At 54.7% G+C, this 22,849-nt stretch carries 18 protein-coding genes and 4 pseudogenes; 8 read left to right on the top strand and 14 right to left on the bottom strand.

Annotated features, from left to right (window positions below; translation table 11 throughout):
* Positions 1-143 precede the first annotated feature (143 nt).
* Positions 144-434, top strand: coding sequence for a hypothetical protein (locus ACZ3HH_RS27390; RefSeq protein WP_465809373.1), 291 nt, complete (start codon positions 144-146; stop codon positions 432-434).
* Positions 435-895: 461 nt separating this feature from the next.
* On the opposite strand, the pseudogene ACZ3HH_RS27385 reads toward ACZ3HH_RS27390, so the two are convergent.
* Positions 896-1,027 (bottom strand): annotated as a pseudogene (locus ACZ3HH_RS27385) (transposase domain-containing protein); the annotation flags it as partial.
* Positions 1,028-1,031: 4 nt separating this feature from the next.
* Here ACZ3HH_RS27385 and ACZ3HH_RS27380 point away from each other — a divergent pair.
* Both ACZ3HH_RS27380 and ACZ3HH_RS27375 read left to right on the top strand, forming a co-directional pair.
* Positions 1,032-1,227, top strand: a pseudogene (locus ACZ3HH_RS27380) (hypothetical protein); the annotation flags it as partial.
* 50 nt (positions 1,228-1,277) lie between these two features.
* On the top strand, positions 1,278-1,610 hold the full coding sequence (locus ACZ3HH_RS27375) for a DUF7957 family protein (protein WP_214384072.1): 333 nt from the start codon (positions 1,278-1,280) through the stop codon (positions 1,608-1,610).
* Between the two features lie 25 nt (positions 1,611-1,635).
* Here ACZ3HH_RS27375 and tnpC read toward each other — a convergent pair whose 3' ends face one another.
* The 4 genes from tnpC to ACZ3HH_RS27355 form a co-directional block, all read right to left on the bottom strand.
* The gene (gene tnpC, locus ACZ3HH_RS27370) at positions 1,636-3,162 is read right to left on the bottom strand and encodes an IS66 family transposase (protein WP_465809371.1); all 1,527 of its coding nucleotides are present in this window, start codon (positions 3,160-3,162) and stop codon (positions 1,636-1,638) included.
* Positions 3,163-3,243: 81 nt separating this feature from the next.
* A complete protein-coding gene (gene tnpB, locus ACZ3HH_RS27365) occupies positions 3,244-3,579 on the bottom strand; it encodes an IS66 family insertion sequence element accessory protein TnpB (RefSeq protein WP_250925277.1) in 336 nt (111 codons plus the stop codon).
* The gene (locus ACZ3HH_RS27360; RefSeq protein WP_465809368.1) at positions 3,576-3,893 is read right to left on the bottom strand and encodes a transposase; all 318 of its coding nucleotides are present in this window, start codon (positions 3,891-3,893) and stop codon (positions 3,576-3,578) included. The genes tnpB and ACZ3HH_RS27360 overlap by 4 nt, the downstream gene beginning before the upstream one ends.
* Positions 3,894-4,407: 514 nt before the next feature.
* Entirely contained in the window at positions 4,408-4,677 is a 270-nt protein-coding gene (locus ACZ3HH_RS27355) for a helix-turn-helix domain-containing protein (protein ID WP_465809366.1), read from the bottom strand.
* A gap of 811 nt (positions 4,678-5,488) precedes the next feature.
* Between ACZ3HH_RS27355 and ACZ3HH_RS27350 the strand changes: the two genes are divergently transcribed.
* Complete coding sequence (locus ACZ3HH_RS27350) at positions 5,489-5,704, top strand: hypothetical protein (RefSeq protein WP_465809364.1); 216 nt, start codon at positions 5,489-5,491, stop codon at positions 5,702-5,704.
* 17 nt (positions 5,705-5,721) lie between these two features.
* A complete protein-coding gene (locus ACZ3HH_RS27345) occupies positions 5,722-6,168 on the top strand; it encodes an antitoxin Xre/MbcA/ParS toxin-binding domain-containing protein (RefSeq protein ID WP_465809362.1) in 447 nt (148 codons plus the stop codon).
* A gap of 101 nt (positions 6,169-6,269) precedes the next feature.
* On the opposite strand, the gene ACZ3HH_RS27340 is transcribed toward ACZ3HH_RS27345, so the two are convergent.
* The 3 genes from ACZ3HH_RS27340 to ACZ3HH_RS27330 all read right to left on the bottom strand — a co-directional run bounded on the left by ACZ3HH_RS27340 (position 6,270) and on the right by ACZ3HH_RS27330 (position 12,184).
* Positions 6,270-7,448, bottom strand: a complete 1,179-nt coding sequence (locus ACZ3HH_RS27340; protein ID WP_465809360.1) for a tyrosine-type recombinase/integrase — start codon at positions 7,446-7,448, stop codon at positions 6,270-6,272.
* Between the two features lie 684 nt (positions 7,449-8,132).
* The gene (locus ACZ3HH_RS27335; RefSeq protein WP_465809358.1) at positions 8,133-10,079 is read right to left on the bottom strand and encodes a site-specific integrase; all 1,947 of its coding nucleotides are present in this window, start codon (positions 10,077-10,079) and stop codon (positions 8,133-8,135) included.
* The gene (locus ACZ3HH_RS27330) at positions 10,079-12,184 is read right to left on the bottom strand and encodes a hypothetical protein (protein WP_465809356.1); all 2,106 of its coding nucleotides are present in this window, start codon (positions 12,182-12,184) and stop codon (positions 10,079-10,081) included. The genes ACZ3HH_RS27335 and ACZ3HH_RS27330 overlap by 1 nt, the downstream gene beginning before the upstream one ends.
* A gap of 82 nt (positions 12,185-12,266) precedes the next feature.
* Between ACZ3HH_RS27330 and ACZ3HH_RS27325 the strand changes: the two are divergent.
* Positions 12,267-12,731, top strand: a pseudogene (locus ACZ3HH_RS27325) (magnesium chelatase subunit ChlI family protein); the annotation flags it as partial.
* Positions 12,732-12,830: 99 nt separating this feature from the next.
* On the opposite strand, the gene glyA reads toward ACZ3HH_RS27325, so the two are convergent.
* The 3 genes from glyA to ACZ3HH_RS27310 are packed head-to-tail and all read right to left on the bottom strand — an operon-like array spanning position 12,831 to position 16,220.
* The gene (gene glyA / locus ACZ3HH_RS27320) at positions 12,831-14,096 is read right to left on the bottom strand and encodes a serine hydroxymethyltransferase (protein WP_465809354.1); all 1,266 of its coding nucleotides are present in this window, start codon (positions 14,094-14,096) and stop codon (positions 12,831-12,833) included.
* Positions 14,097-14,151: 55 nt separating this feature from the next.
* Positions 14,152-14,970, bottom strand: coding sequence for a YggS family pyridoxal phosphate-dependent enzyme (locus tag ACZ3HH_RS27315; protein WP_465809352.1), 819 nt, complete (start codon positions 14,968-14,970; stop codon positions 14,152-14,154).
* Positions 14,970-16,220 (bottom strand): benzoate/H(+) symporter BenE family transporter, encoded by a 1,251-nt coding sequence (locus ACZ3HH_RS27310; protein WP_465809350.1) that lies wholly within the window; start codon positions 16,218-16,220, stop codon positions 14,970-14,972. Before ACZ3HH_RS27310 ends, ACZ3HH_RS27315 begins: the two co-directional genes overlap by 1 nt.
* Positions 16,221-16,501: 281 nt before the next feature.
* On the opposite strand from ACZ3HH_RS27310, the gene pdxR reads away from it, so the two are divergent.
* Positions 16,502-18,004: a MocR-like pyridoxine biosynthesis transcription factor PdxR gene (gene pdxR, locus ACZ3HH_RS27305; RefSeq protein ID WP_465809348.1), complete on the top strand. Its 1,503-nt coding sequence runs from the start codon at positions 16,502-16,504 to the stop codon at positions 18,002-18,004.
* A 32-nt stretch (positions 18,005-18,036) separates the two neighbouring features.
* Positions 18,037-18,207, top strand: a pseudogene (locus tag ACZ3HH_RS27300) (magnesium chelatase subunit ChlI family protein); the annotation flags it as partial.
* A 6-nt stretch (positions 18,208-18,213) separates the two neighbouring features.
* Here the strand turns inward: ACZ3HH_RS27300 and ACZ3HH_RS27295 are convergent.
* From ACZ3HH_RS27295 to ACZ3HH_RS27285, 3 genes are all read right to left on the bottom strand, one after another.
* Entirely contained in the window at positions 18,214-19,428 is a 1,215-nt protein-coding gene (locus tag ACZ3HH_RS27295) for an aldose 1-epimerase family protein (protein ID WP_460144128.1), read from the bottom strand.
* A 266-nt stretch (positions 19,429-19,694) separates the two neighbouring features.
* Entirely contained in the window at positions 19,695-21,671 is a 1,977-nt protein-coding gene (locus tag ACZ3HH_RS27290) for a methyl-accepting chemotaxis protein (RefSeq protein WP_465809346.1), read from the bottom strand.
* Positions 21,672-21,856: 185 nt separating this feature from the next.
* A complete protein-coding gene (locus ACZ3HH_RS27285; RefSeq protein WP_465809344.1) occupies positions 21,857-22,777 on the bottom strand; it encodes a LysR substrate-binding domain-containing protein in 921 nt (306 codons plus the stop codon).
* Positions 22,778-22,849 lie beyond the last annotated feature (72 nt).

Below are 22,849 nucleotides of genomic sequence, written 5' to 3'. Positions count from 1 at the left end.
TTTCCGCCTTTCGGCGAAAAAAGTCCTATGAGATTAGGATAAGGTGCGGTCAGTTTATTGATCGCACCCTAAGCATTGGTCTTAGTCAGCCATGCCTGGGATGTAGCTGCTACAAGCACATCACGCTGGCCGATGTGGAAAAGGTGGCAACTGAAACCATAGTGACAGTGGATGAAGTTATTTTTCGGAGGCGCTTTGACCTCCTCACGCCGATGCAAAAGCAGCATCTGCGGGCCATGGCCGACCTCGGCCCTGGGCCGCACCGCTTGGGCGCGATTGCCGAGCGCCAAGGGCGTCGAGTCCAAGCTGTCGCGCCGGTGCGCAACAGCTTGATCGACAAAGGGCTGATCTGGAGCCCTGGCCACGGGGAGACCACATTCACGGAGCCGTTTTTTGACGAGTTCATGGAAGCGGATAGGCTAGATAGCGTCTAGATGATGCAAGAAGCGAGTACTGGACTCAGCAGTTTTAAACTGGGCATGAACGCGTTAGAACTGTAGAGGATTTTCCCCAAGACGCTGTGCATCGAATCAAGGTCGGAACCGTGAGACGGCCTCTCCCCCAGCTCAAGGGGGAGGAGCCTCAGCCATTGCCTATTGGCGATGGGACAGGTCGCTATCAACTCGTCATGGACGAACCAGTAGCTTCACTAAGCGGCTGTGCAGCCGATTGATTCGCTGACTGGTCAGCGGGGTGCGGTCAAATGACCCCTATAGCCACCCTGCGTGAAGTCTAGCGGGAGCGGAGGCAAGGGTAAACAGTGGTCGATTGTTGCCTGTAGGGAAGCGCAGCAATCAACCCGTAGCAATCACTCGTGAAGGGCAACAGTCGCCCCTAAGCAACCACTCGAAGCAGCCGCCAAACAGTAAGCGTCCGCCCAACACACCTTGCGTGGTTAAACGGGCGTCCACCTATGCGGCAGCAACTCGTCAATTTCACTCGCCCGCTGCATCGGCAGACGTGTAAGGACGTCCTTCAAATACTCGTATGGATCATGCCCATTGAGTCGCGCCGACTGGATCAAACTCGTCGCAGTAGAGGAGCTTTCCAATTGGGTAGAGCAGCGCGGATCAACCGGCATCGCCGATAACGTGCGCTGCGCGCTTACCACTGGATGAAAACCTGGAGTTCATCAGCACCGAATCACAGAGCTTTCAACCTCTGGCCGCCACGTACCTGACAGCAGGCTGGAGCAGGTCAAACCGACGTCGCAGCGTGATACGGTAGAAAACCGCATTGGAGTAACCATCGCGGTGATAAGGACAGGAAGAGAACGTATGCAACTCGAAGTTAGCGGTAACTGGATTTTCGGAGAGGGGATAAGGTTTGAGGTTGAATATCCTGCCCTTGAAGCCGTATTGATCAACGGGCGGGTGCTGGTGACGTTTGACTGGATGGCTTTTGAGAGGAATGCTCCTGCGCAAAATCTTTTTTGCTACGACTCGTCAGGCAATCTACTTTGGCGAGCGCCAGCTATTGGAATGGGGGCCGTGGATGCCTATACCGGTGTAACGAACGAGGAGCCTCTTTGGGTAGGAAATTTTTCTGGATTCAATTGCCGGATAGATGAAACATCTGGCCAAGTTCTAGAGACTTGCTTCACGAAATAAACACTGCCCGCGTCTCCAAAGACGGTTAAACGGGCGCCCATTTGTGTGGTAGCAGCTCGGCAATCTCACTTGCCCGCTGCGTCGGCAGGCGCGTGAGAACGTCCTTCAAGTAGGCGTACGGACCATGCCCGTTGAGTCGTGCCGACTGGATCAAACTCATGATCGCAGCCGCACGTTTACCACTGCGTAACGAGCCTGCAAACAGCCAATTCGAGCGGCCAAGAGCCCACGGCCGGATTTGATTCTCGCACCAGTTGTTATCGATGGCCACAGCACCGTCATCGAGGTAGCGCGTCAGCGCTATCCAGCGTTTGAGGCTGTAATCCAGGGCTTTGGCGATGGCCGATCCCTCGGGCACAAGCTGCCTCTGGGCAATCATCCAAGTATGAAGCGCATTGGTGATCGGCGCCGATTTTTCCTGCCGTATTCGCTGCCGGGCAGCTGGTTCTAGCTCGCGAACCTCTCGCTCAACTTCGTACAAGGCCGCGATGTAGTGCAGCGCTTTTTCGGCGATCTGGCTCTTGTTGGTCGCGTGCAAGTCGAAGAACTTTCGGCGGGCATGGGCCATGCAGCCGATTTCTGTAACGCCCAGTTCAAAGCCTGCCTTGTAGCCAGCGAAGTCATCGCAGACCAGCTTGCCGTTCCAGTGGCCGAGGAAATTTCGAGCATGTTCGCCAGCACGGCTCGGGCTAAAGTCGTAAACGACCGCCGCCAGATCGGAGAACTGACTGGTGGCATAGGCCCAGACGTAAGCGCGATGAGTTTTCTTCGCGCCAGGCGTCAGCATTTGTACCGGCGTTTCGTCAGCGTGGACGACGCCGTGCGTCAGCACGGCTTCGCGCAGCGCATCAACCAGCGGTTGAAGTTGCACGCCGCAGTTGCCCACCCACTGCGCCAAGGTCGAGCGAGCAATAGGCAGTCCGGCGCGGCCGAAGATTTTCTCCTGTCGATACAGCGGCAGATGGTCGGCAAACTTGGCCACCATGACGTGGGCCAGCAGGCCCGCTGTCGGTATGCCTTTGTCGATGACGTGCGCAGGAACCGGCGCCTGGATCAGCGTTTCGCACTGTTCACAGGCCCATTTTCCACGGATGTGGCGCTCGACAGTGAAGACGCCCGGTGTGTAGTCGAGCTTTTCGCTGGCATCTTCGCCGATACGTTTGAGGGCGCAGCCGCATTGGCAGTGGCTGTTTTCCGGTTCGTGATGGATCAGTGTGCGAGGGAACTGCGGCGGCAGCGCAGCGCGCTTGGGTTGCTGGCGTACTTTACCTTCAACGGGCGCCGGTTGCAGCGCTTCAAGCTCAGCTTCGATGGCGGCGATATCGGTGTCGATCAAGTCATCGAGCAAGCTGGCTTGATCCGGACTTAGTTGCTCGCTGCGCTTGGCAAACTTGAAGCGTTTGAGCAGTGCGATCTCGTGGGCCAGTTTCTCGTTGACCGACTTGTGATGAGTGATTTGCTTGTCCATCGTCTCGACGCGCTGGATCAACTGCGCCGCCAAGGCGCGCAGTTCTTCAGGGTTTAATTGATCGAGATTCGGATGCGAAGTCATGCCGCAGATTTTGCCAGAGAGGGCTCATGGCGGCGATAGACTGATGGGCCAATTGCGCTGGTATGCACGCCATGGCAGGTGTTAAAGCATTGAAATGATTCCGCCTGCACCGACGCGCTGCCAAGGTAAACCGAGTACCAGGGCCTGAAGTTGCTCGGCATCCAACTCAACTTCGGAGCCGTGTCGCACACCAGGCCAGAAGAAGCGTCCTTGATTCAAACGCCGGGCGGCAAGCCAAATTCCTACACCGTCATGCACCAACACTTTTATACGATTGGCGCGGCGGTTGGCGAACAGATAAGCACAGTGCGGCTTCGCCGCACCGAACACCGCCACGACCCGCGCCAACGCGGTTTCAGTGCCGGCCCGCATGTCCATGGGCTCGGTGGCGAGCCAGATGGAGTCGATGCGAATCATCGCAGCAGGTCTCGCAAGAAAGCGGAGCATGCCGCTGCATTTTCTGCCGGCCAGCTCACCACTACTACGCCTTTTGAATGAGGCACTTCGATTCGAATCGTGGCAGGAAGAACTTGAGGTACCGCTGTCGACGACAATGCCTTGACCGGAATAAAGGCAGTTTGCAGTGCCAGGTTTTTCTGCGCATGCACGCGAATCCATTTATGGACAAGGTTGGCGTTGAGGTTGTGGGTCAAGGCGACATTGGCAATCGAGGTGTCAGGCTGCGCGCACTCGGCAATGACCTGGGCCTTGAAGGACCGAAGTGATCTCACCGAGTATTCGCGAGAGGCGACAAAACCTCAGGGCCAAGTTTAAGCTGCAAGAGTTCAGCGCTTGATGAGTCTTTGGCCACGTAACTACCTGAAATTGAGTGGTCAAAGCACGCCGAAAGCGATATCACGATGGACATGATCACTAGAATGCGTACCGGGCCTCCCATTCCACTCCCCCCTAGACAAAACCAGTATAGGGATTGCTGGAGCATCCCCAAGGCGCATGCGCGCGGTCCTGATCGTACGATTTATTCCGAATTCTGTAGGCAGCGATCAGAGCTTGTGAAGAACTCTTCACAACATGACATCTCAAGCCCTGAGGCAATGAACAAGTGAAGATTGTGTTCCAGCCAGGATGGATGCGCTCATAAAGATTCTGAATCATCTCTGACCCGACCGCCCACACGAAAACAGAACCTCCCTGCATGGTGGGAAGCTTTTTAAGGTCGGTCAGCGAGTAGCATTGCCCTCATTTACCTAGCTAAGCACACGGTGCTTTCTCTGATGACAAATTCTACTTCAGGCTCTCAAGCTCGCTGATAACCCTGGCTAAAAGCTCATCCGAGTCCTCCGGCCCCATGTTGCTGTATACCGCCGTAAGAAGGGTCAGCGGGTGAATCCCTAGATGTTTTGCAATTGCAGCCATTTTGGGCAGGGTAGGAGTTTTCTGGCCATTTTCGAGTTCGCTAACGTACCCCTGATTGATGCCAACAGCATTTTGTGGAAGCCCTTTGCTGCGACGAATAGCTTTAACGGTAACCCCGAAGGATTCTCTGAGATCCATTTGCTGATCCGCAAAAGGCACGATAAAGCCTTGCTGCGAAACAAAGAGCTATACGCTATAGCAATATTTGCGGTTTTCTCATATTTAAACAGTCTGACACTAGTCGCTGAAGCTCAACGTACCTGTAAGGGGGCTAGTAGTTGCGGTTCCATATCCCCATACGCTGACTTGGACGCTTCCGGTGAATGCTGCTGAAGGTGGCGCAGAGAGAACAAGACTCGTGATTGTTTTTTCTTTCGAAGGTCCAGCTCTCCAAGCTTGTAGCTCGCAACCGATGTCCGGTACAGGACTGCGCTTTGATCGCTGTCGACTCCCCGGAAAACCTTAATGCTTTCAAGCTCCTCCAAAGCCCAGGCACTGCGCCCGCTTACGGAGGGAGGGCACATCATATGGACATGCTTTATCACAACGTCTTTGGCTGTAGAGAGATAATACTGCAGCCCGTACGCGCACTCGATCACTGCGGCCCGGTTTCGCTGGCCTGTTCTCATCGAAGTGATCGTAGCGATGAAACAAAGTCCCTCTATTTCGCAATGAGTCAAAGTTCGTACCTCTCGGTGCTTCGGGTCGAAAAGGTGAATCACTGAGTGCTCCAGAGTAATGACCCAGACAGGGCCATTGTGCGTTAAATGACAAGCATTATATGCTATAGCAATATATTGGAGGATGGCGCGTCGATGACCGCCACTAAATATGCTGCTTCGTGGCCAATCCTTCTGAGGACAAGGGTCGTCGTTTCTCTAAGCGCTTCATGCCTTTCGACACAGCACGTGATAGGGCTCGGTGAACCCATTACCCATACGAGGGCAGGATGAAAGGCAGACGTAAAATCAAAAAAAATAAATGGCTTTTGCTGGCTCAATTTGAGGTCGAAGCCCGTTGCATGATGGCGAAAAGATCAAAAAAAGCTGCAGATAGATTTCTTGATGCTGCATTGGTATTTGGGAAGGATTTTGAGCCTACTGGAAAGCTGGCCGGCGATTCGCGTAGCGCAGTTGAGGCAGATATCAATACGGAAAAACCCTAGTCAAGTAGGTGTACTCCATGTTTGCTGACGCTTTGCGCGAGATTGCTTACCGTGCCTATCGAGGCCGACTGGCGCTACTCCTTCAAATCCCCACGGACACTTCAGATCAGCAGATCCACAAGATGATTGAAGCTGGCTTCTCGGCTTGTAATGTCCAAACTCTTTGTGACCTCGGCACATTAAGCCCTCTAGATCGCGAATGGATTATTCCGCTCAAAACTTTCAAAATGAGGTTGGTCCGGGGTCAACGACTGACGATGGAGGAAAGTGAACGCCTATTTCGTTTTGCGCACATCACAGCCTTGGCCGAGACGCTCTTTGAGGACAAGGCAAAAGCCAAGCGTTGGCTCTCTGGACCCAAGGTTCGCTTCTCGGCTAAAAACCCGATTGCGATGATCTCTACGATCCAGGGCACTCAGGAGGTTGAAGAGGTGCTAATTCAAGCATTCGAAGGGACGCATTGACAGCCTTGGCCTCAGTCCGACATTTCCATGCGAGTGTAAAAAGGTGTCTGTGTCTCCCTAGCGACCAAACTCGGCAAATAGCGATTGGCAGACTCTGCGATTCAGCGGTTCGCCCTCCCACGGAGGGAATGGCTTAATACGCTTTGAAAGCCTTCACGTCTTTGATCTAGTGTCGACAGTGCTTCAAAGACTAGCTGGAGATCTTCAACAAGTGATTTATCATCATCACTTGCTGCTTCCTGTAGCATAACACTTACTATTTTCCGTGCCCGATTATGCTCTTCTGAGTCATAAGAGACTTCCTGTTCAAGCTCCTCATATGCCCAATCCATGTAGCGCCATAGACTCTCAATACTTGAATGACCGCTAATACTTGCCAATTTAGACAGAATTGTCGTCAAAAGCTCCACACCAATAGCTCCCTTCTTACCGATGCTTTTTAACCGCGTAACCAACTGAAGTGTGATGAAGCGATGCCTCAGCATATGAGCAGTAGCTATTTCTGCGACGCCCGCCTCATTACGGAGATCTGAGAAAAGCTGTGTTACAGAAGCCGGAGCCATTCTCCCACCCATGCGAGTACAGAATGCCCAACCTTCATCTACGAACCTAGGATTTCCTTTAAATATCTTACGGATATGGATAGCCCGAGAAATCGTGACGTACTCGCTCAAAGCCTGGATTGTGACTTCAGGAAGCGGAATTTCCCGTTCCGGATTTCCTTTCCTTTTAGAAGTAGTAACCCTTAGACGACCAGATTCCATAGCATTTAGAACACTCTCACTGGTTACGAATGTCAATTCTTCTCGACGAATGCCTGCGTCCGCCAACACAGTTAGCATCATGCGATTACGCCTACGGACAAAACTGGTTTTGCTTAGTCTGTCGCTAGCTTCCATAAGCTTAGACAACACGCCTGAAGACATTGGGTGAACTGTACGCGGAACGCTGGCGGCAATCATTGCTCGGTGATGAACCTTAGTCCTTACTATTCCATTAGACATTTTTATGGCTTTGACAGCCAGTGTGATTTGCAAGTATTCATCCACACGCCCTATTATTTTCTTCCCGAGAATATGATCTTGAGCCCACTCAAAAAATGCTATGACCCGCAACAGCAATCTATTAATATGACTGCTAGAGACCTTCCTAATAATCGGAAGCCAGTCTGCAAAATCAATAAGCTCATCATCCGCCACGTCAAACAATGCTATTTGTTTTTCTGATAAAAAACGAATGAGAGATGATAGCTCTGATGCATAGGTGTTAACTGTAGACAACGCGAGGCCCTGTCGGCGGCAGGATATGAGATACATATTTATTTGCCAGCATATCTTTCCTGATGGCCAATATAGCGCACGCAAACCAGGCGCTCTCCATCGAGCACTGCCATTTCGTATTACAAAGCCTGGTAGACAGAAGTTGTTAGAGGCCCTCAGCCATAACTGATCGCTACGCGTCATTTCACTAGCTTCAAATGTGGGTTTTGTTCATACCGCCTAAAGTGCCTACTCAGTTCGATACTTGCGGATTCATTGTCCTTAGCGAGCTTCTGTAGCTTTTCTAACAAATCAAGATATCGAGCTGTCATCTCCAAAGACGAGTCCACTGCTAAGCTGATTTTAGCCTCTAGCTCAGATACCCGACTTGTGCGTTGAGAATTAGTGCTCTTAGAGTCGCGACCCCGAACAATATTCCTTGCGGCAACAAGCAGATTAGTTAGCCCCCCATCGTAGAGATCCGCTACATGCTTCCGTAATGTCTTTGGACTTACAGGTCGGATTCCAAGGGACTCATTATGCCACGATGCCAGGCTATCTACATTAGTGAAATTAACCCAATTCAGTGAGTGCAGGTCATTTTCTTTTACCATCAGATTAAAAGTCTCAACACGACACTGAATGGTTCGTTTAGTAGCAGACGATTTAGCCAAGGTACCAGGCGCAATTTCCCCTTTACTCAGTCTAGGCATCAGCCCCCCCTTCCGAGATCGAAATCAAAACCGTGAACACTTTCTGTCGACCACATTGAATTTGAACTGGGCGGGCCGAATAGAATCCCTGCTCAGACATAATCTCAAGGTAGCCCTGAACCTCATCCTCACTAAGCATGCTCATACTGGAACACCCAAAATACTTGAGGACGACTGCCCTGAGGATTTTGACGTTGTTTGTTTGATCATCTGAATAAACCGCTGATGTCGCCATCGCTGCCTCTGATGCAGACAGCTCTTTACCAGTCAAACTTTCCTTAATATATCGCCAAGTTTTTTCAATATTATTATGCCCCATAAACCACGTCAGTGCAGGCAAGGCGTTTTCGTTACCACCGTGATGAAAAAAACTCATAGCAAAGTACCGACGTAACTCATGAGAGCGCACCAGCCAAAGCCTGTCGTTTGAATCTCGCAGGTCGAAAATTAAGCTTAACTCAGTAAGCAAACCGTTGATCGCAGCCGGATCTAACGGAGTTAGCCCCCTCGAACCCAAATTAAAAAATGCCAGTTTATCTACGATCGGATCATCCGGAGGCGCAATAGCTTTACAAATTGACTTCAGCTCTCTGAGAGACAATAGGCAATCAAACACTATTTTCGGTATTGGTTTATCGAGAGTGCGGCGAGAGTTATCTATGCCTGTTTTTCTCAGAGCCACCGTAATAGTCTTCGCTTTAATTTCACCCTCGGGAAGAGATAGCAGTTCCATAACTTCTTGCCTTCGGCAACACCCTAGCATTCCTATGAAAACATAGCAGACCGCGTTATGCAGGCGCAAAAGTGTATATGCGGTAGTCATATTTAATTGTGACGCCTCACCCAGTAACGGCCTATAGGGTGTTCGACGCCAGCTTTCAGCTATAGCCGCTAGATCAGGATTAATTTCCAGAGCAGTTTCAGCCATAGAAATACGTTTCGTAAGACCTGCATCAACGTATTGTGCATCAACCATACGCCGCTCTAGCAATCGAACAAAGTCGATAAGCTTTGGATATACATCGAGTATCCAGTAACAGCACCGGGCCAAGAGCTTACGTCCAACTGCAGACGGAATAGTAGGCGTTCTGTTATCAGGCCTAATCCTAAAGGGCCTAACCGCTTCAGCTACTGAGTCTGTGTCAGCCAGCTCAACAGTCGTGAGCTCCGGGAGGTAGGCAAGCGTTCTGCTGAATACGATGGCCCAGCGCGCATAATTTGCTACCACCGTCCCTTCTTTTTTAAAGCTTCGGTGCGACGAATGCTCCTCATATCGGGTTAAGTACTTTACGAAATTGTCTAACATTCTTACCCGACGTGATCTTACTTTCATCGCCGCGCCAACGAAGGACGATTTCACTTTTCCATCAGAACTATAGGCCCCATTTTTGCGTAGATATTCTATGATCCCGAGGATATTAGAAGGATCTATACCAACCTCATTTTCCAGAAAGCTTTCCCAACGCTCGACAAAACGTGATGTAGCGCAAACTCCTCCTGACTCGAATATTTCAAAAAAGTCTATTAAATCGTCGATGCCGACGAGCCTGAAGCCCTGAACTCTAAATACATCACCATATCTGAGAGCAAGAAATTCAACGAACCAATATAGATAATTATGAAAAGCATCCACTCCTCGCAAACTGCTACCACCCAAACCGATCACGCCATCATGGGCCCAAATCGTTATCCGCTTACATTGCTCCAATATCGCAGCATGTTGATCATCGCCCCATGCACCACCAGGCAGATCCCTATCCCATCTAAGTACGGTACCTCCTTTTAAACTTCCGCTCACAAGACGCAAGTTGTTCTTATTGTCGACTCGCCATACCTCGGCGCTTATTTCTGAGTGCAGCCAATCGGGTTTGTGTAGCGGAGTATATCCACGTGACGTCCGATCAAAGAATGCAATTATCCCTTCAGGTAGAATATCCATTACCTAACCTCCGGGAGCCTGATCTGGCCGGCTAGAGAATTTTTTAGGTCCGATGCCGCTTTTGCCAGCCTCGAATAGTCTCCCATCGCCAGCGGCATATCCAACTGCAATGCGTCAATGAATTCAACCCAAAACCTTGGCGCTACTCCCGTACGCTTGTCCGGAGCGTCAAGGAAATTTTGACTAGCATTGATCAGCGAATCACGATATAGCATTGCGACTGCTAAAGCGTGCGGATCGTCAGCTACGATTAACGTACCGCTTGATGCCACCACTTCATCTTCCTCTTTAGCTACCGATTCATCGGTACAATCACGCTCATCCGGCGGCGTGGTTAAACTATGCAGAAACTGGTGCAACTCTTCCACTGTAGTAAAATCCGAAGCCTTAAGTTTTTGTAAGTCACAATCAAGCGATGATACAATAAGAAAATTTTGATGCCTGCGTATCTGGCGCTCATATATAACCTGCCTCAGTGCGGGTGGTATATAGTGCCCAATTGTTGTACTAACATTATTGTGACCAAACGCTTTTGCCGTTGCGAGCAGGTCTCCATCAGTTTCTAAGTAACGCAAAACTCCAGAGTTAACTCTTATTGATTTAAATGTAATTTTTTCTGCCCACGATTTGATTTCTGAATGCCGCTCAACAAAGGGGATAATTCTTGTACTGAACGCTTTTTTTCCATGACTTCTAAATTGAACGTTCGATCGAAGCGCGTTCATCAATGTTTTTTCAGAAAAAGCGAACAAGTCGTAATTAAGTCCACTCATTCCCACCCACAACCGAGAAGCTTCCTCCATCCGGTTTTGCTTCCTTAACTCATCCCTGATCGGTTTAGTCCACTCCATGACCTTGTCGATGAGAGTTTCGCAGTAGGAATTTAATCTTACTGACTTCTCTTCTCCAGCTCGCGGTTTGACTACTGTGAGTCTAACCTCATTACCTTGCTCACCAGCCGATGAAAGCAAACACGGACGCCCATCCTCATCCTCTACTTTTGCCCTATAAATAGATGTAGCATTTAGCTTTGGGTACTCGATCATAAGCAACAATATGCAAGCCACTGCCGCCGTGCTTGTCATAATGCCCAAATATGGCAAGATTTGATTTTTTCCATAAGCTTGTACAAATTGCCAATACGGATATGGACTTGCACTTTGGACTATACGTCCATTGCCACCGAATTTTCGGTGGGGCTTTGGAATGCCGTCCATGTCCATTTTGACCACGCACAGTATATTCCCAAGAAGATTTGGATGTTCTCCATCCTTTCGTAAATAATGCTTGCCGTTGCTCGGATCGAAAAAGCGCTTTCTTTTAGTAATATCTTTGATTACACCTAGGAATTCTGTTTCAGTATCGCGAATCAGACTTTCCCCTTCCGCGTGCATTTTAACCAACATTTCAAACTCTCTGCGCGCACAGGCCTTGATAGTTGACAATGCATGCTTAAGCCTTCGGGTATAGTCATCTAAATATGTCTCATCACAATGGATAATCGATATTGACTCAAGGAGGTCCTCATTGTAAGAGTCTGCCTCCCTGTTAAGGTTCTTTGGCGCATTCATAACTTTGCCATTGTTCTCAAGCAAAGTAGAACGGTGAGCAAGGATGTGATCCGGACTTGGAACAGCCAAATATCCCGCTCTCGTATCTAGTTTAGGAATGGCGCGCGCGGCGATCAAATAATCAAGCAACCGCCTAAAAGAAGCCCAATTGTTAGTGGTAGTGGTAAGCGCACGGCCTTTTGTTGTGTTCGCTTCGTAGTATTTTCTTCTCAGTGAGGCAAGCTGCGTAGCGAGATCGGATGCTGACATGGATTTGCTAGGGCTCGCCCATCCCTCGCGGCGCGACAGGTCAAACCAAAAGCTCAGGACTTTTCTAGCTGAATATGTCGGGGTCGCTGCTTTGTACCCTCGCGCATAATGTTTCAGCGCCTGCATGAACGCAGCGTGGTTTGGCCAGTGGTCTAAGAAGCCGAAATCAATCTCGGTGAACCCGTTTTGACGTGCATCGTTTCGGACCTTGAGCACGGTTCCACCGTCCCCATTCTTCTTCCCTTCCCCAAAACGACTCTCTTCCGGTGATGAAAACGCGGCCATAGGCGCCTCTCTTGATTCAGACGGCGCTAGGGTCACCTATGGTTCTATTTCCCTCAAGTTGCCTCCCTCACAAAATCTCACAATGAATCCCTGCCCCTGTGGATATCTTGGCGAGCCGAGCGGCCGTTGCTCCTGTACACCGGACATGATTCAGCGCTATCGCAACAAATTGTCAGGGCCCTTGCTGGACCGCATCGACCTGCATCTAACCGTCGCCCGGGAAAGCACGGCGCTGAACCCGATCAAAACCGGTGACGACACGGCCAGCGCTTCTGCCCTGGTCGCCCAGGCCCGGGAGCGCCAGCAACGGCGTCAGGGCTGCGCCAACGCCTTTCTCGACCTGCCAGGGTTGCGCCAGCATTGCGCGCTATCCAAAGCCGATGAAGGCTGGCTGGAAAGCGCCTGCGAGCGACTAACCCTTTCGCTTCGTGCCGCTCACCGCCTACTGAAAGTCGCCCGTACCCTGGCGGATCTGGAACAAGTAGACGCTATCGGTCGCAGCCACATAGCCGAAGCACTGCAATATCGGCCATCAGCACCCAGCTAGAGACTCGACAGGTTGGCATCGGATGCGCTTGTTCGTCCCAGGTGCCTGGTTTCTCGCCCAATGATGACATCAGCCGGGTAATAGCCCGGAGCAACAGGGTTAACGATAGACAGGATGACGGCGGCAGAGCTCCACCACCTGTTCGCGCACGTGGTGCCCGACCCTCTCGCTGTCGCCGTTTTCCAGGGCGTCCAGTACGTCGCACAACCAGCCCGCCAATTGTTCACATTCGATCACGCCGAAACCACGGGTGGTGATGGCTGGAGTACCGATGCGCAACCCGGAGGTCACGAACGGTGAGCGCGGGTCGTTGGGCACCGAGTTCTTGTTAGCGGTGATATAGGCATTGCTCAGGGCCGCATCGGCTTCCTTGCCGGTATAAGGCCTGTCGGAGAGGTCGATTAGCATCATGTGGTTATCGGTGCCACCGGAGACGATCTTGTAACCCCGCTCTTGCAGCACCGCCGCCATAGCCCGGGCGTTGATCACCACCTGGGCCTGATAGGTTTTGAACTCTGGCTTCAGTGCTTCCTTGAAAGCGACGGCCTTGGCGGCGATCTGATGCATCAATGGGCCGCCCTGGACACCCGGGAATACCGCAGAATCGAGCTTTTTGTAGAATGCTTCATCTTGCCCCTTGGACAAAATCAAGCCACCCCGTGGGCCCCGCAGGGTCTTGTGCGTGGTGCTGGTGACCACATGGGCGTGCGGCAATGGGTCCGGGTATTCTCCCGCGGCGACCAACCCTGCGACGTGGGCCATGTCGACCCAGAAAATGGCTCCGACCTTGTCGGCAATGGCCCGCATGCGCGCCCAGTCTTTGTACCGGGAATAGGCAGAAAAACCACCGATCAGCAGCTTCGGTCGAGTTTCCAAGGCAATACGCTCCATCTCGTCGTAGTCGAGAAAGCCCGTCTCCGGGTCAAGGCCATAAGGAACGATCTTGTAATGACGGCCCGAGAAGTTTGAAGGGTTACCGTGGGTCAGGTGACCACCTTGGGCCAGGTTCATGCCCATCACCGTGTCGCCGGGACTGATCAACGCCAGGAATACCGCGGCGTTCGCCTGAGCACCCGCATGTGGCTGCACGTTGGCATAGTCGCAGTTGAACAGGGCCTTGACCCGCTCGATGGCGAGGCGCTCGGCCACATCGACATACTCGCAGCCGCTGTAGTAGCGCTTGCCTGGATAGCCTTCGGCGTATTTATTGGTGAGCACGGTGCTCTGGATTTTCATCACCAGAGGGCTGGCGTAATTTTCGGAAGCGATCAGTTCGACGTGGTCTTCCTGACGATGTTCTTCGTTATGAATCGCCTCACACAGCTCGGCGTCGAATGCTTTAAGGGTCAGCGTTGAGTCGTACATCGGATTGGCTTCCTGTAGAGCTGGATCAAGATGTTAAGGGGAGTGTCAGCGGCGACTACTCATCACTTCCCGGATGGGCATCCGCGGTCGGCCAGTAGTAGCCATCAGGCATGGCACGTGCACCGAAGATGGCCTGACCGACACGCACCACGGTGGCCCCCTCTTCAATGGCGATTTCGAAATCACCGGACATGCCCATGGACAACTCCTCCAGCCCGACGCCCGCCGGGGCGTGCTGGCGCAAGCGCTCGCGCAGTTCGCGCAGCCGTACAAAGCAAGGACGGACACGGACCACGTCGGCCGAAAACAGCGCCAGTGTCATCAACCCACGCACCCGTAATGCCGGGAACGCCGGCAGGGCATTCAAAAAGTCCGCGACGGCTTCGGGCGCCAAGCCGTATTTGCTGGCTTCGCCGGAGGTATTGACCTGAACGAACACATCCAGCTGGCGCCCCTCGATGTGCAGACGACGATCCAGGGCCTCGGCCACTCGCAAGCTGTCCAGCGCCTGAAACTCACTGGCAAAACGCGCTACCTGCTTGGCCTTGTTGGTTTGCAGGTGGCCGATAACCGACCATTGCAAGTCGGCCAGATCGGCCATGACCTGTGATTTGCGCTGCGCTTCCTGCACTTTGTTCTCACCCAGTAGCCGGCAGCCGGCAGCATAGGCCAGACGCAGATGAGCTTCGTCAAAGGTTTTGCTGACCGGCAGCAGGCGCACACTCGCCGGATCACGTCCGACCCGCTGACAGGCATTGGCGATTCGCTGCTGCACGGCTGCCAGGTTGCGGCGAAAGTCCTCGACGCTGGTGGCCTGTGGGTAACGGCCATGACGCTCGTGCAGGGTGACGGTTTCTTCCAATTGATCGAGCATCAGCGGGTGGCTCCTTTGGTCGTCACAACAGCGTCGGCAGCCGGAATGACCACCGTCTCGCGACGCGGTAAGCGGCCATTGAGTAAGGCGTAGGCTGCCAGACCGATCAGCCCCCCCCAGAACGCCCCACCAATCCCCAGCAAGGTGATGTTCGCGGCGGACGCCAGAAAGGTGATCAGCGAGGCTTCGCGGGTTTTGACGTCAGCCATGGCGCTGGCCAGGCTCGCGCCGATAGTGCCGAGCAGAGCCAGCCCGGCCAGCGTCGTAATGAAGGTGGCCGGTAACGCCATGAACACTGCAGCGAGGGTCACCCCGAAAATCCCTACAAGGATGTAGAACAGTCCCGCGGCAACCCCGGCGATCCAGCGCTTGGAAGGATCCTCCGAGGCTTCTTTGCCGGTGCAGATGGCCGCCGTGATGGCCGCGATATTGAAGGCGTGAGAACCGAAGGGTGCCATTAGCAGGGAGCCCAGCCCTGTGACAGTCAGGATAGGGTTAGCGCTGGTGCTGAAGCCATCGTTGCGCAGCACCAGCATGCCCGGCATGTACTGGCCGGTGAGGGTGATCAGAAACAGCGGCAGTGCCACGCTGAGCAACCCATTGATCGAGAACTCAGGTCGGGTGAATACCGGTGCCGCGAATTGCAGCGCCAACCCCGAAAGATCCACACGGCCCTGCGTCAGAAGAAACGCCAGCCCCAGCACCAGAATGCCCACCACCGCGTAGCGGGCGGTAAAACGCTTGAGCACAACGTAAATGGCAATCAGCAACCCGACCAACATTGGGTCAAGACTCATGCCACCAAATGCGCCGATACCGAACTGCAACAAGATGCCGGCCAGCAGGCCCGCAGCCACACCCGGCGGAATCAGGCGGATGACTTTTTCGAAGCAACCGGACAAACCCAGCAGCACGAAGGCGGCGGCCGAAATGATGTACGCACCCACCGCCTCGGCGTAGGGCGTGGTGGACAACGCGACAACCAGAAAAGCCGCGGCGGGTGTCGACCAGGCGGTAATGATCGGCTCACGGCTCACCCAACTGAGAAACAGCCCGGTAATGCCCACGCCAATCGACACCGACCATACCCATGACGCCGTCATCTCGGGGCTGAGCCCGGCCACTTTGGCGGCCTGAAAGACCAGGATGAACGTGCCGCCATAGTTGACGATGACTGAAATCAGCCCGGCGACAATCGGATGCAGAAGGTCGCGTAAACGCAGGGGCGATGGGGATGGTGAAGAAGACATGATTGCTTTGCTCCTTGCAAAACGAGGTGTTTGCCCCCGGGGTGAGGGGATTTACAGCGCTGAAATGGCATGTTTTTCCCCTACACTTTCTCGTAGAAGGCCAGACCACTTGCCAGACCGCTTGCTGATCCCTGCCTCAGCCATACACGCGGGCAAAATTCTTCATGAAGTCGCTCAATGCCTCGACCGAGCGCCGAGCGCAAAGGCAGTGACGAGGGGCGGATTCTACGGATAGACTGGCCTGCCTTTGCAGGCCAATTTATTAAGATCAGGCAGACCGCATGGCGATAACGTTCGAGCTGGAAACGCTGAAAATGCGCCTCAACGATGTTGAGTTTCAGCTGTTGAATCTGCATCAGCGGATTCAGCGCGCACTGCGTGCATTGATCCTCGATGGCGCCCTTGGCCCAGGCTTGAAGCTGCCCGCGACCCGGGTCCTGGCCAAGTCACTCGGGGTTGCCCGCGACACCGTTGAAAACGCCTACGTGCAACTGCACCGCGACGGTTTTATCGTGCGGCGCGAGGGGGCTGGCAGTTATGTCTGCGAAACGCTGGGCACCGAATTGCGCGGCGCAGCAGCGCGCCGACGCATCAAGGCGCAGGAGGTCAAAAGCAGTCAGGCAGCACCGGGGGCGGGATTGAGCCAGCGCGGGCGGATGATCTTCGCCAGTGGCGGCGTTATCGATCAGCAGGTGATCAAGGCATTCGCGACCGGCCTGCCGGAAACCCGCACCTTCCCCACCGATGTCTGGGAGCGCCTGCAACGCCAGGTGATGAAGGACTATCGCGCCAACGTGCTGTTGCACGGCGATCCGCAAGGTGCCGAGCCGCTACGCAAGGCGATTGCCACCTACTTGAACCTCGAACGCGGGGCCAAATGCTCCCCCGACCAGATCATGGTGTTGAGCAGCACTCGCCAGGCTCTTTTTCTGTGCGCGCAGTTGCTGGTGGACGCCGGCAAACCGATCCTGCTGGAAAACCCGGGTTACTATGGCGCCAAAAAGGCCTTTGAAACCGCCGAGACCAAGGTCCTGCCCATCGATGTCGATGAACTGGGCATACGCACCGACCTGCTGTACGCCGACCGCAGCGGCGCCAATTGTGTTTATGTCACGCCGTCTCATCAATACCCCACCGGCGCAACCTTGCCGCTGGAGCGTCGTCTTGAGCTGATCAACTGGGCCGCGGAGAAGGGCAAGTGGGTCATCGAAGATGACTACGACAGCGAGTTTCACTACGACGGGCAACCGACCGCCTGCGTACAGGGCCTGGACAAGTATCAGCGTACGCTCTACATCGGCACCTTCAGCAAGACCCTCTACCCTGGGTTGCGAATGGGCTACATGGTACTGCCCCACGAGTTGATCAAAGCCTTCACCTACGCGCGCAGCATGATGGACGGCCACACGCCACAAATCCTGCAACTGACCCTGGCGCGCTTTATGGAGGACGGCCATTACAACGCCCACGTCCGGGCGATGCGCAAGCTGTATGCCGGACGCCGCTCCATCATGCTCGACACGATCGGCAAGCACTTGGACGGCATCGTTACCGCCTTGCGCCCTCCTGGCGGGCTACAAATCCCCTGCCTGCTGCACGATGGCTGGTCTGAAGAAAAAACCATCCGCCAAGCAGCCAGCGCGGGCGTACAACTTTCCGGCCTCAGCCGGTTGTACGCCGGCAAGGAGAAGAAACAAGGCTGGTTATTGGGTTACTCGTCCCTGACCGCTTATGAAATCGAAGCGGCCATGCTGCGCTTGGCCAATGCACTGAAAACCCGGTAGGGCATTTTGGGAGGGCTCGCGCGATTCCCGTCACCGCTGAACAAACCTGGCTGGAAACGGCGTATTAACGGCTGACCTTGTCGCTGCGAGCGGCCCATCGACTGCTCAAGGTCGCTCGCACCCTGGCGAACCTTGAGCTAATCGATGGCATCACCCGTGAACACTTGGCTGAAGCGCTGCAATATCGACCGACAACGCTCTAGTCGACATCACCCCTTGGTAAGATCAACCAGCGGCGTCTGCCGCACCTCAGTCTCCCGCCCACCCTGAATCTCGCTCACCTGCTTCAACGCCTTATCCACAGCGGCCTTATCCGCCAGCAAGCTGTAGTTGATGCGGAACTGCTTCTGTTCCTTCGGCCCAATCGTCGGCACCAGGTTCAGTGGCCGCTGATACCGGCGGTTGTAGGAAAAACTTGTCCCCGGTTCCAGCCCCGTGACATAGCCCTGCCCTTGGGTATCGGTGTTTTTCCACAGGGAGAAGACGGGCAGTGTTTGCGTATTGAAGCCGACCGAGACGCCCAGGCTACCGGCCTTGTTATGCAACACGGTCAGCGTATCGCCCTTGGCATCGGCATACGGCACCACGTTGTAAACCGTTTCGTCGTAGTCCTTGGTCGGTGCGCGGTAGGTTTGCCAGTCCGGCAGATCGCCCTTGGCCTTGTCGTTGAACGGCGACACCTGTTTCACCGGCGCGGCGAAGCGGGCGCCTTGCTCCAGGAACGGCGTACTGAAGTTACTGTGATACAGCGCCTGGTATTCCTTCGGATAGTCGCCATTGTTGGTCAGAGTATCGTTGAGGGCGAACACTACGCTGCCGGGTTCGGTGACCAGTTCGGTGGCGACGGAGAAGTCGACTTTCTTGAACGCCTGCTCTTTCAGCTCGCCGCGCAGAGTGATGGCATACGGCGGTTTTTCGTCGATGTGCAGGGTGACTTTGTTCGCCGGGATGTTCGCGGCGCGACCGTGCAGAGTCAGCAGTTCGCCGTTGTCGATGCCGGGGTGGCCGACCCATTCGTAGCCGCAGCGGGTGACCAGTTCATTGAAGCCTTCCAGCCAGCCCAGGCCACCACGGCCGTTGAGCTCGATGAAGGACGGATTGACCACTTCCTTGACCGGCGAATCCCAGCCCATGCGCACATCACCTACAGACGCTTGTAGGACGTTCATGCCTCGAGTGGGCACCACCGAGAGCTTCATCGTGCCGTTATCGATGTCGACGATGCTGACACCTTCCTGTCGACCGCCGTGCAAAGTGCGCAGGGTCACGCTGAAGGGTTTGTCGGTTTTTGCCCCGAGTTGCTGGCTGGTGATTTGCCAGTTCTGGGCAGCTTTGTCGGTGTCGAGCAGGACGTAGTCCCAAGCCATGGCCTGGGAAGCAGCGGACAGTGCGCTGAGAGCAACGAAGAGTTTGAGTGGAGTCATGGCAGCAGCCTTTCTTGGAGTTGTGCCAATTTTATAGACTTGAAGAAACGTTTCAGCAAGCATAAAAATCGAGACATCGGTACAAATGCCAAGAAAGACATCTCATGAGGAGTTGAGCCCTGGATTTGGACAAATCGGGGATTGAGTTAATGCCATCGCGAGCAGGCTCGCTCCCACATTTGGATCGAAGGTGAACACAGAGTTTGTGAACACCCGAGATCAACTGTGGGAGCGAGCCTGCTCGCGATGGCGATTTCGGCAGCGACTCAGCGAAACCGGTCAACCTCATGCCGCAAATCCGCCGCCAGCTTCTCCAGCTCTTTGGCAGTCACCGCCAGGTTCGACACCACTTCGCGCTGCTCACTGTTCGCCAAAGCAATGCTTTGCAGATTGCTGCTGAGCAAGGTCGCGGTGCTGCTTTGCTCTTGGGTCGCGGTGGTGATGGCGGCGAATTGCTGACCGGCCGAGCGGCTTTGTTCATCGATCCGCGCCAGCGCCGAAGCGACATTGGCGTTGCGCGACAAACCTTCCTGCATCAACACATTGCCCTGCTCCATGGTGCTGATGGCGTTGCCGGTTTCCTGCTGGATGCTTTGAATCATCCCGGAAATTTCGTCAGTGGCCTGGCGGGTGCGTGAAGCCAGGTTGCGCACCTCATCAGCCACCACCGCAAACCCACGACCTTGTTCACCGGCGCGGGCGGCTTCGATGGCGGCGTTGAGCGCCAGCAGGTTGGTTTGCTCGGCGATCGCGGTAATCACCCCGACAATGCCGCCGATTTCCTGAGAGCGCTGCCCCAAGGTATTGATCACCGTCGCGGTGCTGTTCAGCGCGCCGGCGATTTGCTCCAGGGATGAGGACGCTTCGTCCATCGACGTACGACCGATCTGAGTTTGCTGTGCGTTTTCCTGCGCCAGACGCTGGGTGTTGCCCATGTTGTCGGCGATGTTCAGCGAGGTGGCGCTGAATTCTTCCACGGCGCCGGCCATGCTGGTGATTTCGCCGGACTGCTGTTCCATCCCGTCATAGGCACCACCGGACAGACCGGACAACGCCTGGGCACGGCTATTGACCTCTCCCGAGGCTTTACGGATGTGCTCGACCATGGTCGACAGGGCCTGGCTCATCTGGTTGAAGGCGCGGGCAAGCTGGCCGATCTCATCATTGCTCGACACGTTCAGGCGAACACTCAAATCACCGGCCCCCAAGGCTTCGGCTTGACGCACCAGATCACCCAGTGGCGCCAGTTTGCTGCGCAGCAACCAGACCGCCGCACCGACCGCCAGCAGCATCGCCAGCAGACTGCCAATCGCCAATTGAATACCGACGCTCCAGGTCACGGCGCGGATTTCGCTTTTCGGCATGCTCGCCACCACCGACCACGGCCCGCCTTCGAACGGCACGGCAACACTGTAAAAGTCTTGCGACTTGTCGTTCCAGAAGTCGCCTTTGCCCGGTGTCTTGGCCAAACCGACGATGCTCGGGACCGCTTGATCCGGCGCTTGTACACCGGCAATCGGCACCAGCCATTTGCCTTGTTCATCCAGCAACGCCAGGGAACCGGTCTGGCCGATGCGGAAGCGTTTGAGGTTGGCGAACTGCGCGTTCTGCGCGTCGGTGTAATCGAATCCTACGTACAGCACGGCAATGATCTTACCGCTGCTGTCACGTACGGGGGTGTACTGCGACATGTAGAAGCGTTCGAAAAGCAACGCTCGACCCACGTAGCTCTGCCCCGCCATCAAACGGGCGTAAGCCGGGTTCGCGTGGTCGAGCAAAGTGCCAATGGCGCGGCTGCCGTCTTGTTTGGTGACATTCGTGCTGACCCGAATGAACTCCTCACCACTGCGCACGAACACGGTCGCGACGCCTGCGGTCATCTGCTTGAACTCGTCGACCTCTGCGAAGTTGTTGTTCAACACTTCACTGCCCAAGTGCAGGCCCGGGGTCTGCACACCCGCCACGGCCACCGGCTCATCCGGATGCACGCTCAAACCGGCGCTGAAGCGCTTCTCGAACAGGCCGGCAAGGCGCTGGGTGCTTTCACGCAAGGTGCCGTGAAAGGTGCTCAACTGATCGGCAAGCAAGCGCGCCTCACTGGCCAGATGCTCTTCGCGGGTGGCGAGGTTGGCCGAGTCAAGCGAGCGCAGGGCGAATACTGTGCTGCCGCTGATGACAATCGCCAGAATCAAGGCAAGCGCAAGACCCAGCTGTGAGGCAATCCGAGCACGAGGTTGAGACATGACAGCTCCTGACCCAGTGGCCGGATCATTCTGACCCCATCGCACACTCGGCAAAATTTCTGATTGTGGGGAAAACATGGAACCTGCACGAAGGTTCCATCAGCAGATTTTCGGCGGCAAAGCTGAATACTTGAGTAGTTAACGGGGATATGGCTCAAGGCCGCCATTGCGGCGACTCCATCGATTCAGCCAAGGCGTTCGACATCCGGTAATTCCATGGCCCGGACTTCGCCTTGCAGGAAATCGCTGAGACGGCGCAAACGCTCTCCGCCGGGGCGGGTTTTCGGCCAGACCAGGTAATAATTCTCACCACTGGCGACGGCCGTCGGCCACGGCAAACTCAGACGTCCCTGTGCAACATCCTCCGCCACCATCAGCAAATCGCCCATGGACACGCCGTATCCCCGGGCAGCGGCGATCATGCCCAGCTCCAGCGTATCGAACACCTGCCCGCCCTTGAGCGAGACCTGATCGGTCAAGCCCATGCGCTCCAGCCAGTTGCGCCAGTCACGGCGGTCCGGCGTCGGGTGCAGCAGCTCAGTACTGACCAGGCGCGCAACGTCCCACGGTTGATCCTTCAGAAGATTCGGCGCGCCCACCGGAATCAGCTCTTCGGGGAACAGCAAAGTCGCCTCCCAGTCCGGTGGAAAATGCCCGTTGCTGAGAATGACGGCGCAGTCGAAAGGTTCGTGGTTGAAGTCCACTGTATCGATGTCCATCCAGGCGCTGGTCAATTGCACCTCGTTCCCCGGACGCAGGTGCCGAAAACGACTGAGCCGCGCCAACAGCCAACGCATGGTCAGGGTCGACGGGGCTTTCATGCGCAGGATGTCGTCTTCGGCGCGCAAGGTATTGCAGGCCCGTTCAAGGGCGGTGAAGCCTTCGCGAATGCCAGGCAGGATCAGCCGCGCCGATTCGGTCAGTTGCAGGTTGCGCCCGCTACGGTGAAACAGCCGACAGGCAAAATGCTCTTCGAGCGTACGAATATGCCGACTCACCGCACTTTGCGTGATCGACAGTTCTTCGGCGGCGCGGGTAAACGAGCTATGCCGCGCCGCCGCTTCGAATGCTCGAAGGGCATACAAGGGAGGAAGACGACGGGACATCAGGAAAGCTCCTACAGCGTGATTGCTTCAACTTATCAGAAACTCTCTCGCATGAGTTTTAATCATGCCACC

The sequence above is a fragment of the Pseudomonas sp. PME37.24/025 genome, from assembly GCF_055556615.1.
Note: the sequence above shows the minus strand (reverse complement) of the source record. Positions and strands in the feature narration are given on the sequence as shown.

What these genes read in the sequence shown, in the direction of transcription:
- ACZ3HH_RS27375 (WP_214384072.1), top strand. Translation starts at nt 1,278, where the DNA reads ATGCAACTCGAAGTTAGCGGTAACTGGATTTTCGGAGAGGGGATAAGG.
- tnpC (WP_465809371.1), bottom strand. Translation starts at nt 3,162, where the DNA reads ATGACTTCGCATCCGAATCTCGATCAATTAAACCCTGAAGAACTGCGC.
- tnpB (WP_250925277.1), bottom strand. Translation starts at nt 3,579, where the DNA reads ATGATTCGCATCGACTCCATCTGGCTCGCCACCGAGCCCATGGACATG.
- ACZ3HH_RS27355 (WP_465809366.1), bottom strand. Translation starts at nt 4,677, where the DNA reads ATGGATCTCAGAGAATCCTTCGGGGTTACCGTTAAAGCTATTCGTCGC.
- ACZ3HH_RS27350 (WP_465809364.1), top strand. Translation starts at nt 5,489, where the DNA reads ATGAAAGGCAGACGTAAAATCAAAAAAAATAAATGGCTTTTGCTGGCT.
- ACZ3HH_RS27345 (WP_465809362.1), top strand. Translation starts at nt 5,722, where the DNA reads ATGTTTGCTGACGCTTTGCGCGAGATTGCTTACCGTGCCTATCGAGGC.
- ACZ3HH_RS27335 (WP_465809358.1), bottom strand. Translation starts at nt 10,079, where the DNA reads ATGGATATTCTACCTGAAGGGATAATTGCATTCTTTGATCGGACGTCA.
- ACZ3HH_RS27330 (WP_465809356.1), bottom strand. Translation starts at nt 12,184, where the DNA reads ATGGCCGCGTTTTCATCACCGGAAGAGAGTCGTTTTGGGGAAGGGAAG.
- glyA (WP_465809354.1), bottom strand. Translation starts at nt 14,096, where the DNA reads ATGTACGACTCAACGCTGACCCTTAAAGCATTCGACGCCGAGCTGTGT.
- ACZ3HH_RS27315 (WP_465809352.1), bottom strand. Translation starts at nt 14,970, where the DNA reads ATGCTCGATCAATTGGAAGAAACCGTCACCCTGCACGAGCGTCATGGC.
- ACZ3HH_RS27310 (WP_465809350.1), bottom strand. Translation starts at nt 16,220, where the DNA reads ATGTCTTCTTCACCATCCCCATCGCCCCTGCGTTTACGCGACCTTCTG.
- pdxR (WP_465809348.1), top strand. Translation starts at nt 16,502, where the DNA reads ATGGCGATAACGTTCGAGCTGGAAACGCTGAAAATGCGCCTCAACGAT.
- ACZ3HH_RS27295 (WP_460144128.1), bottom strand. Translation starts at nt 19,428, where the DNA reads ATGACTCCACTCAAACTCTTCGTTGCTCTCAGCGCACTGTCCGCTGCT.
- ACZ3HH_RS27290 (WP_465809346.1), bottom strand. Translation starts at nt 21,671, where the DNA reads ATGTCTCAACCTCGTGCTCGGATTGCCTCACAGCTGGGTCTTGCGCTT.
- ACZ3HH_RS27285 (WP_465809344.1), bottom strand. Translation starts at nt 22,777, where the DNA reads ATGTCCCGTCGTCTTCCTCCCTTGTATGCCCTTCGAGCATTCGAAGCG.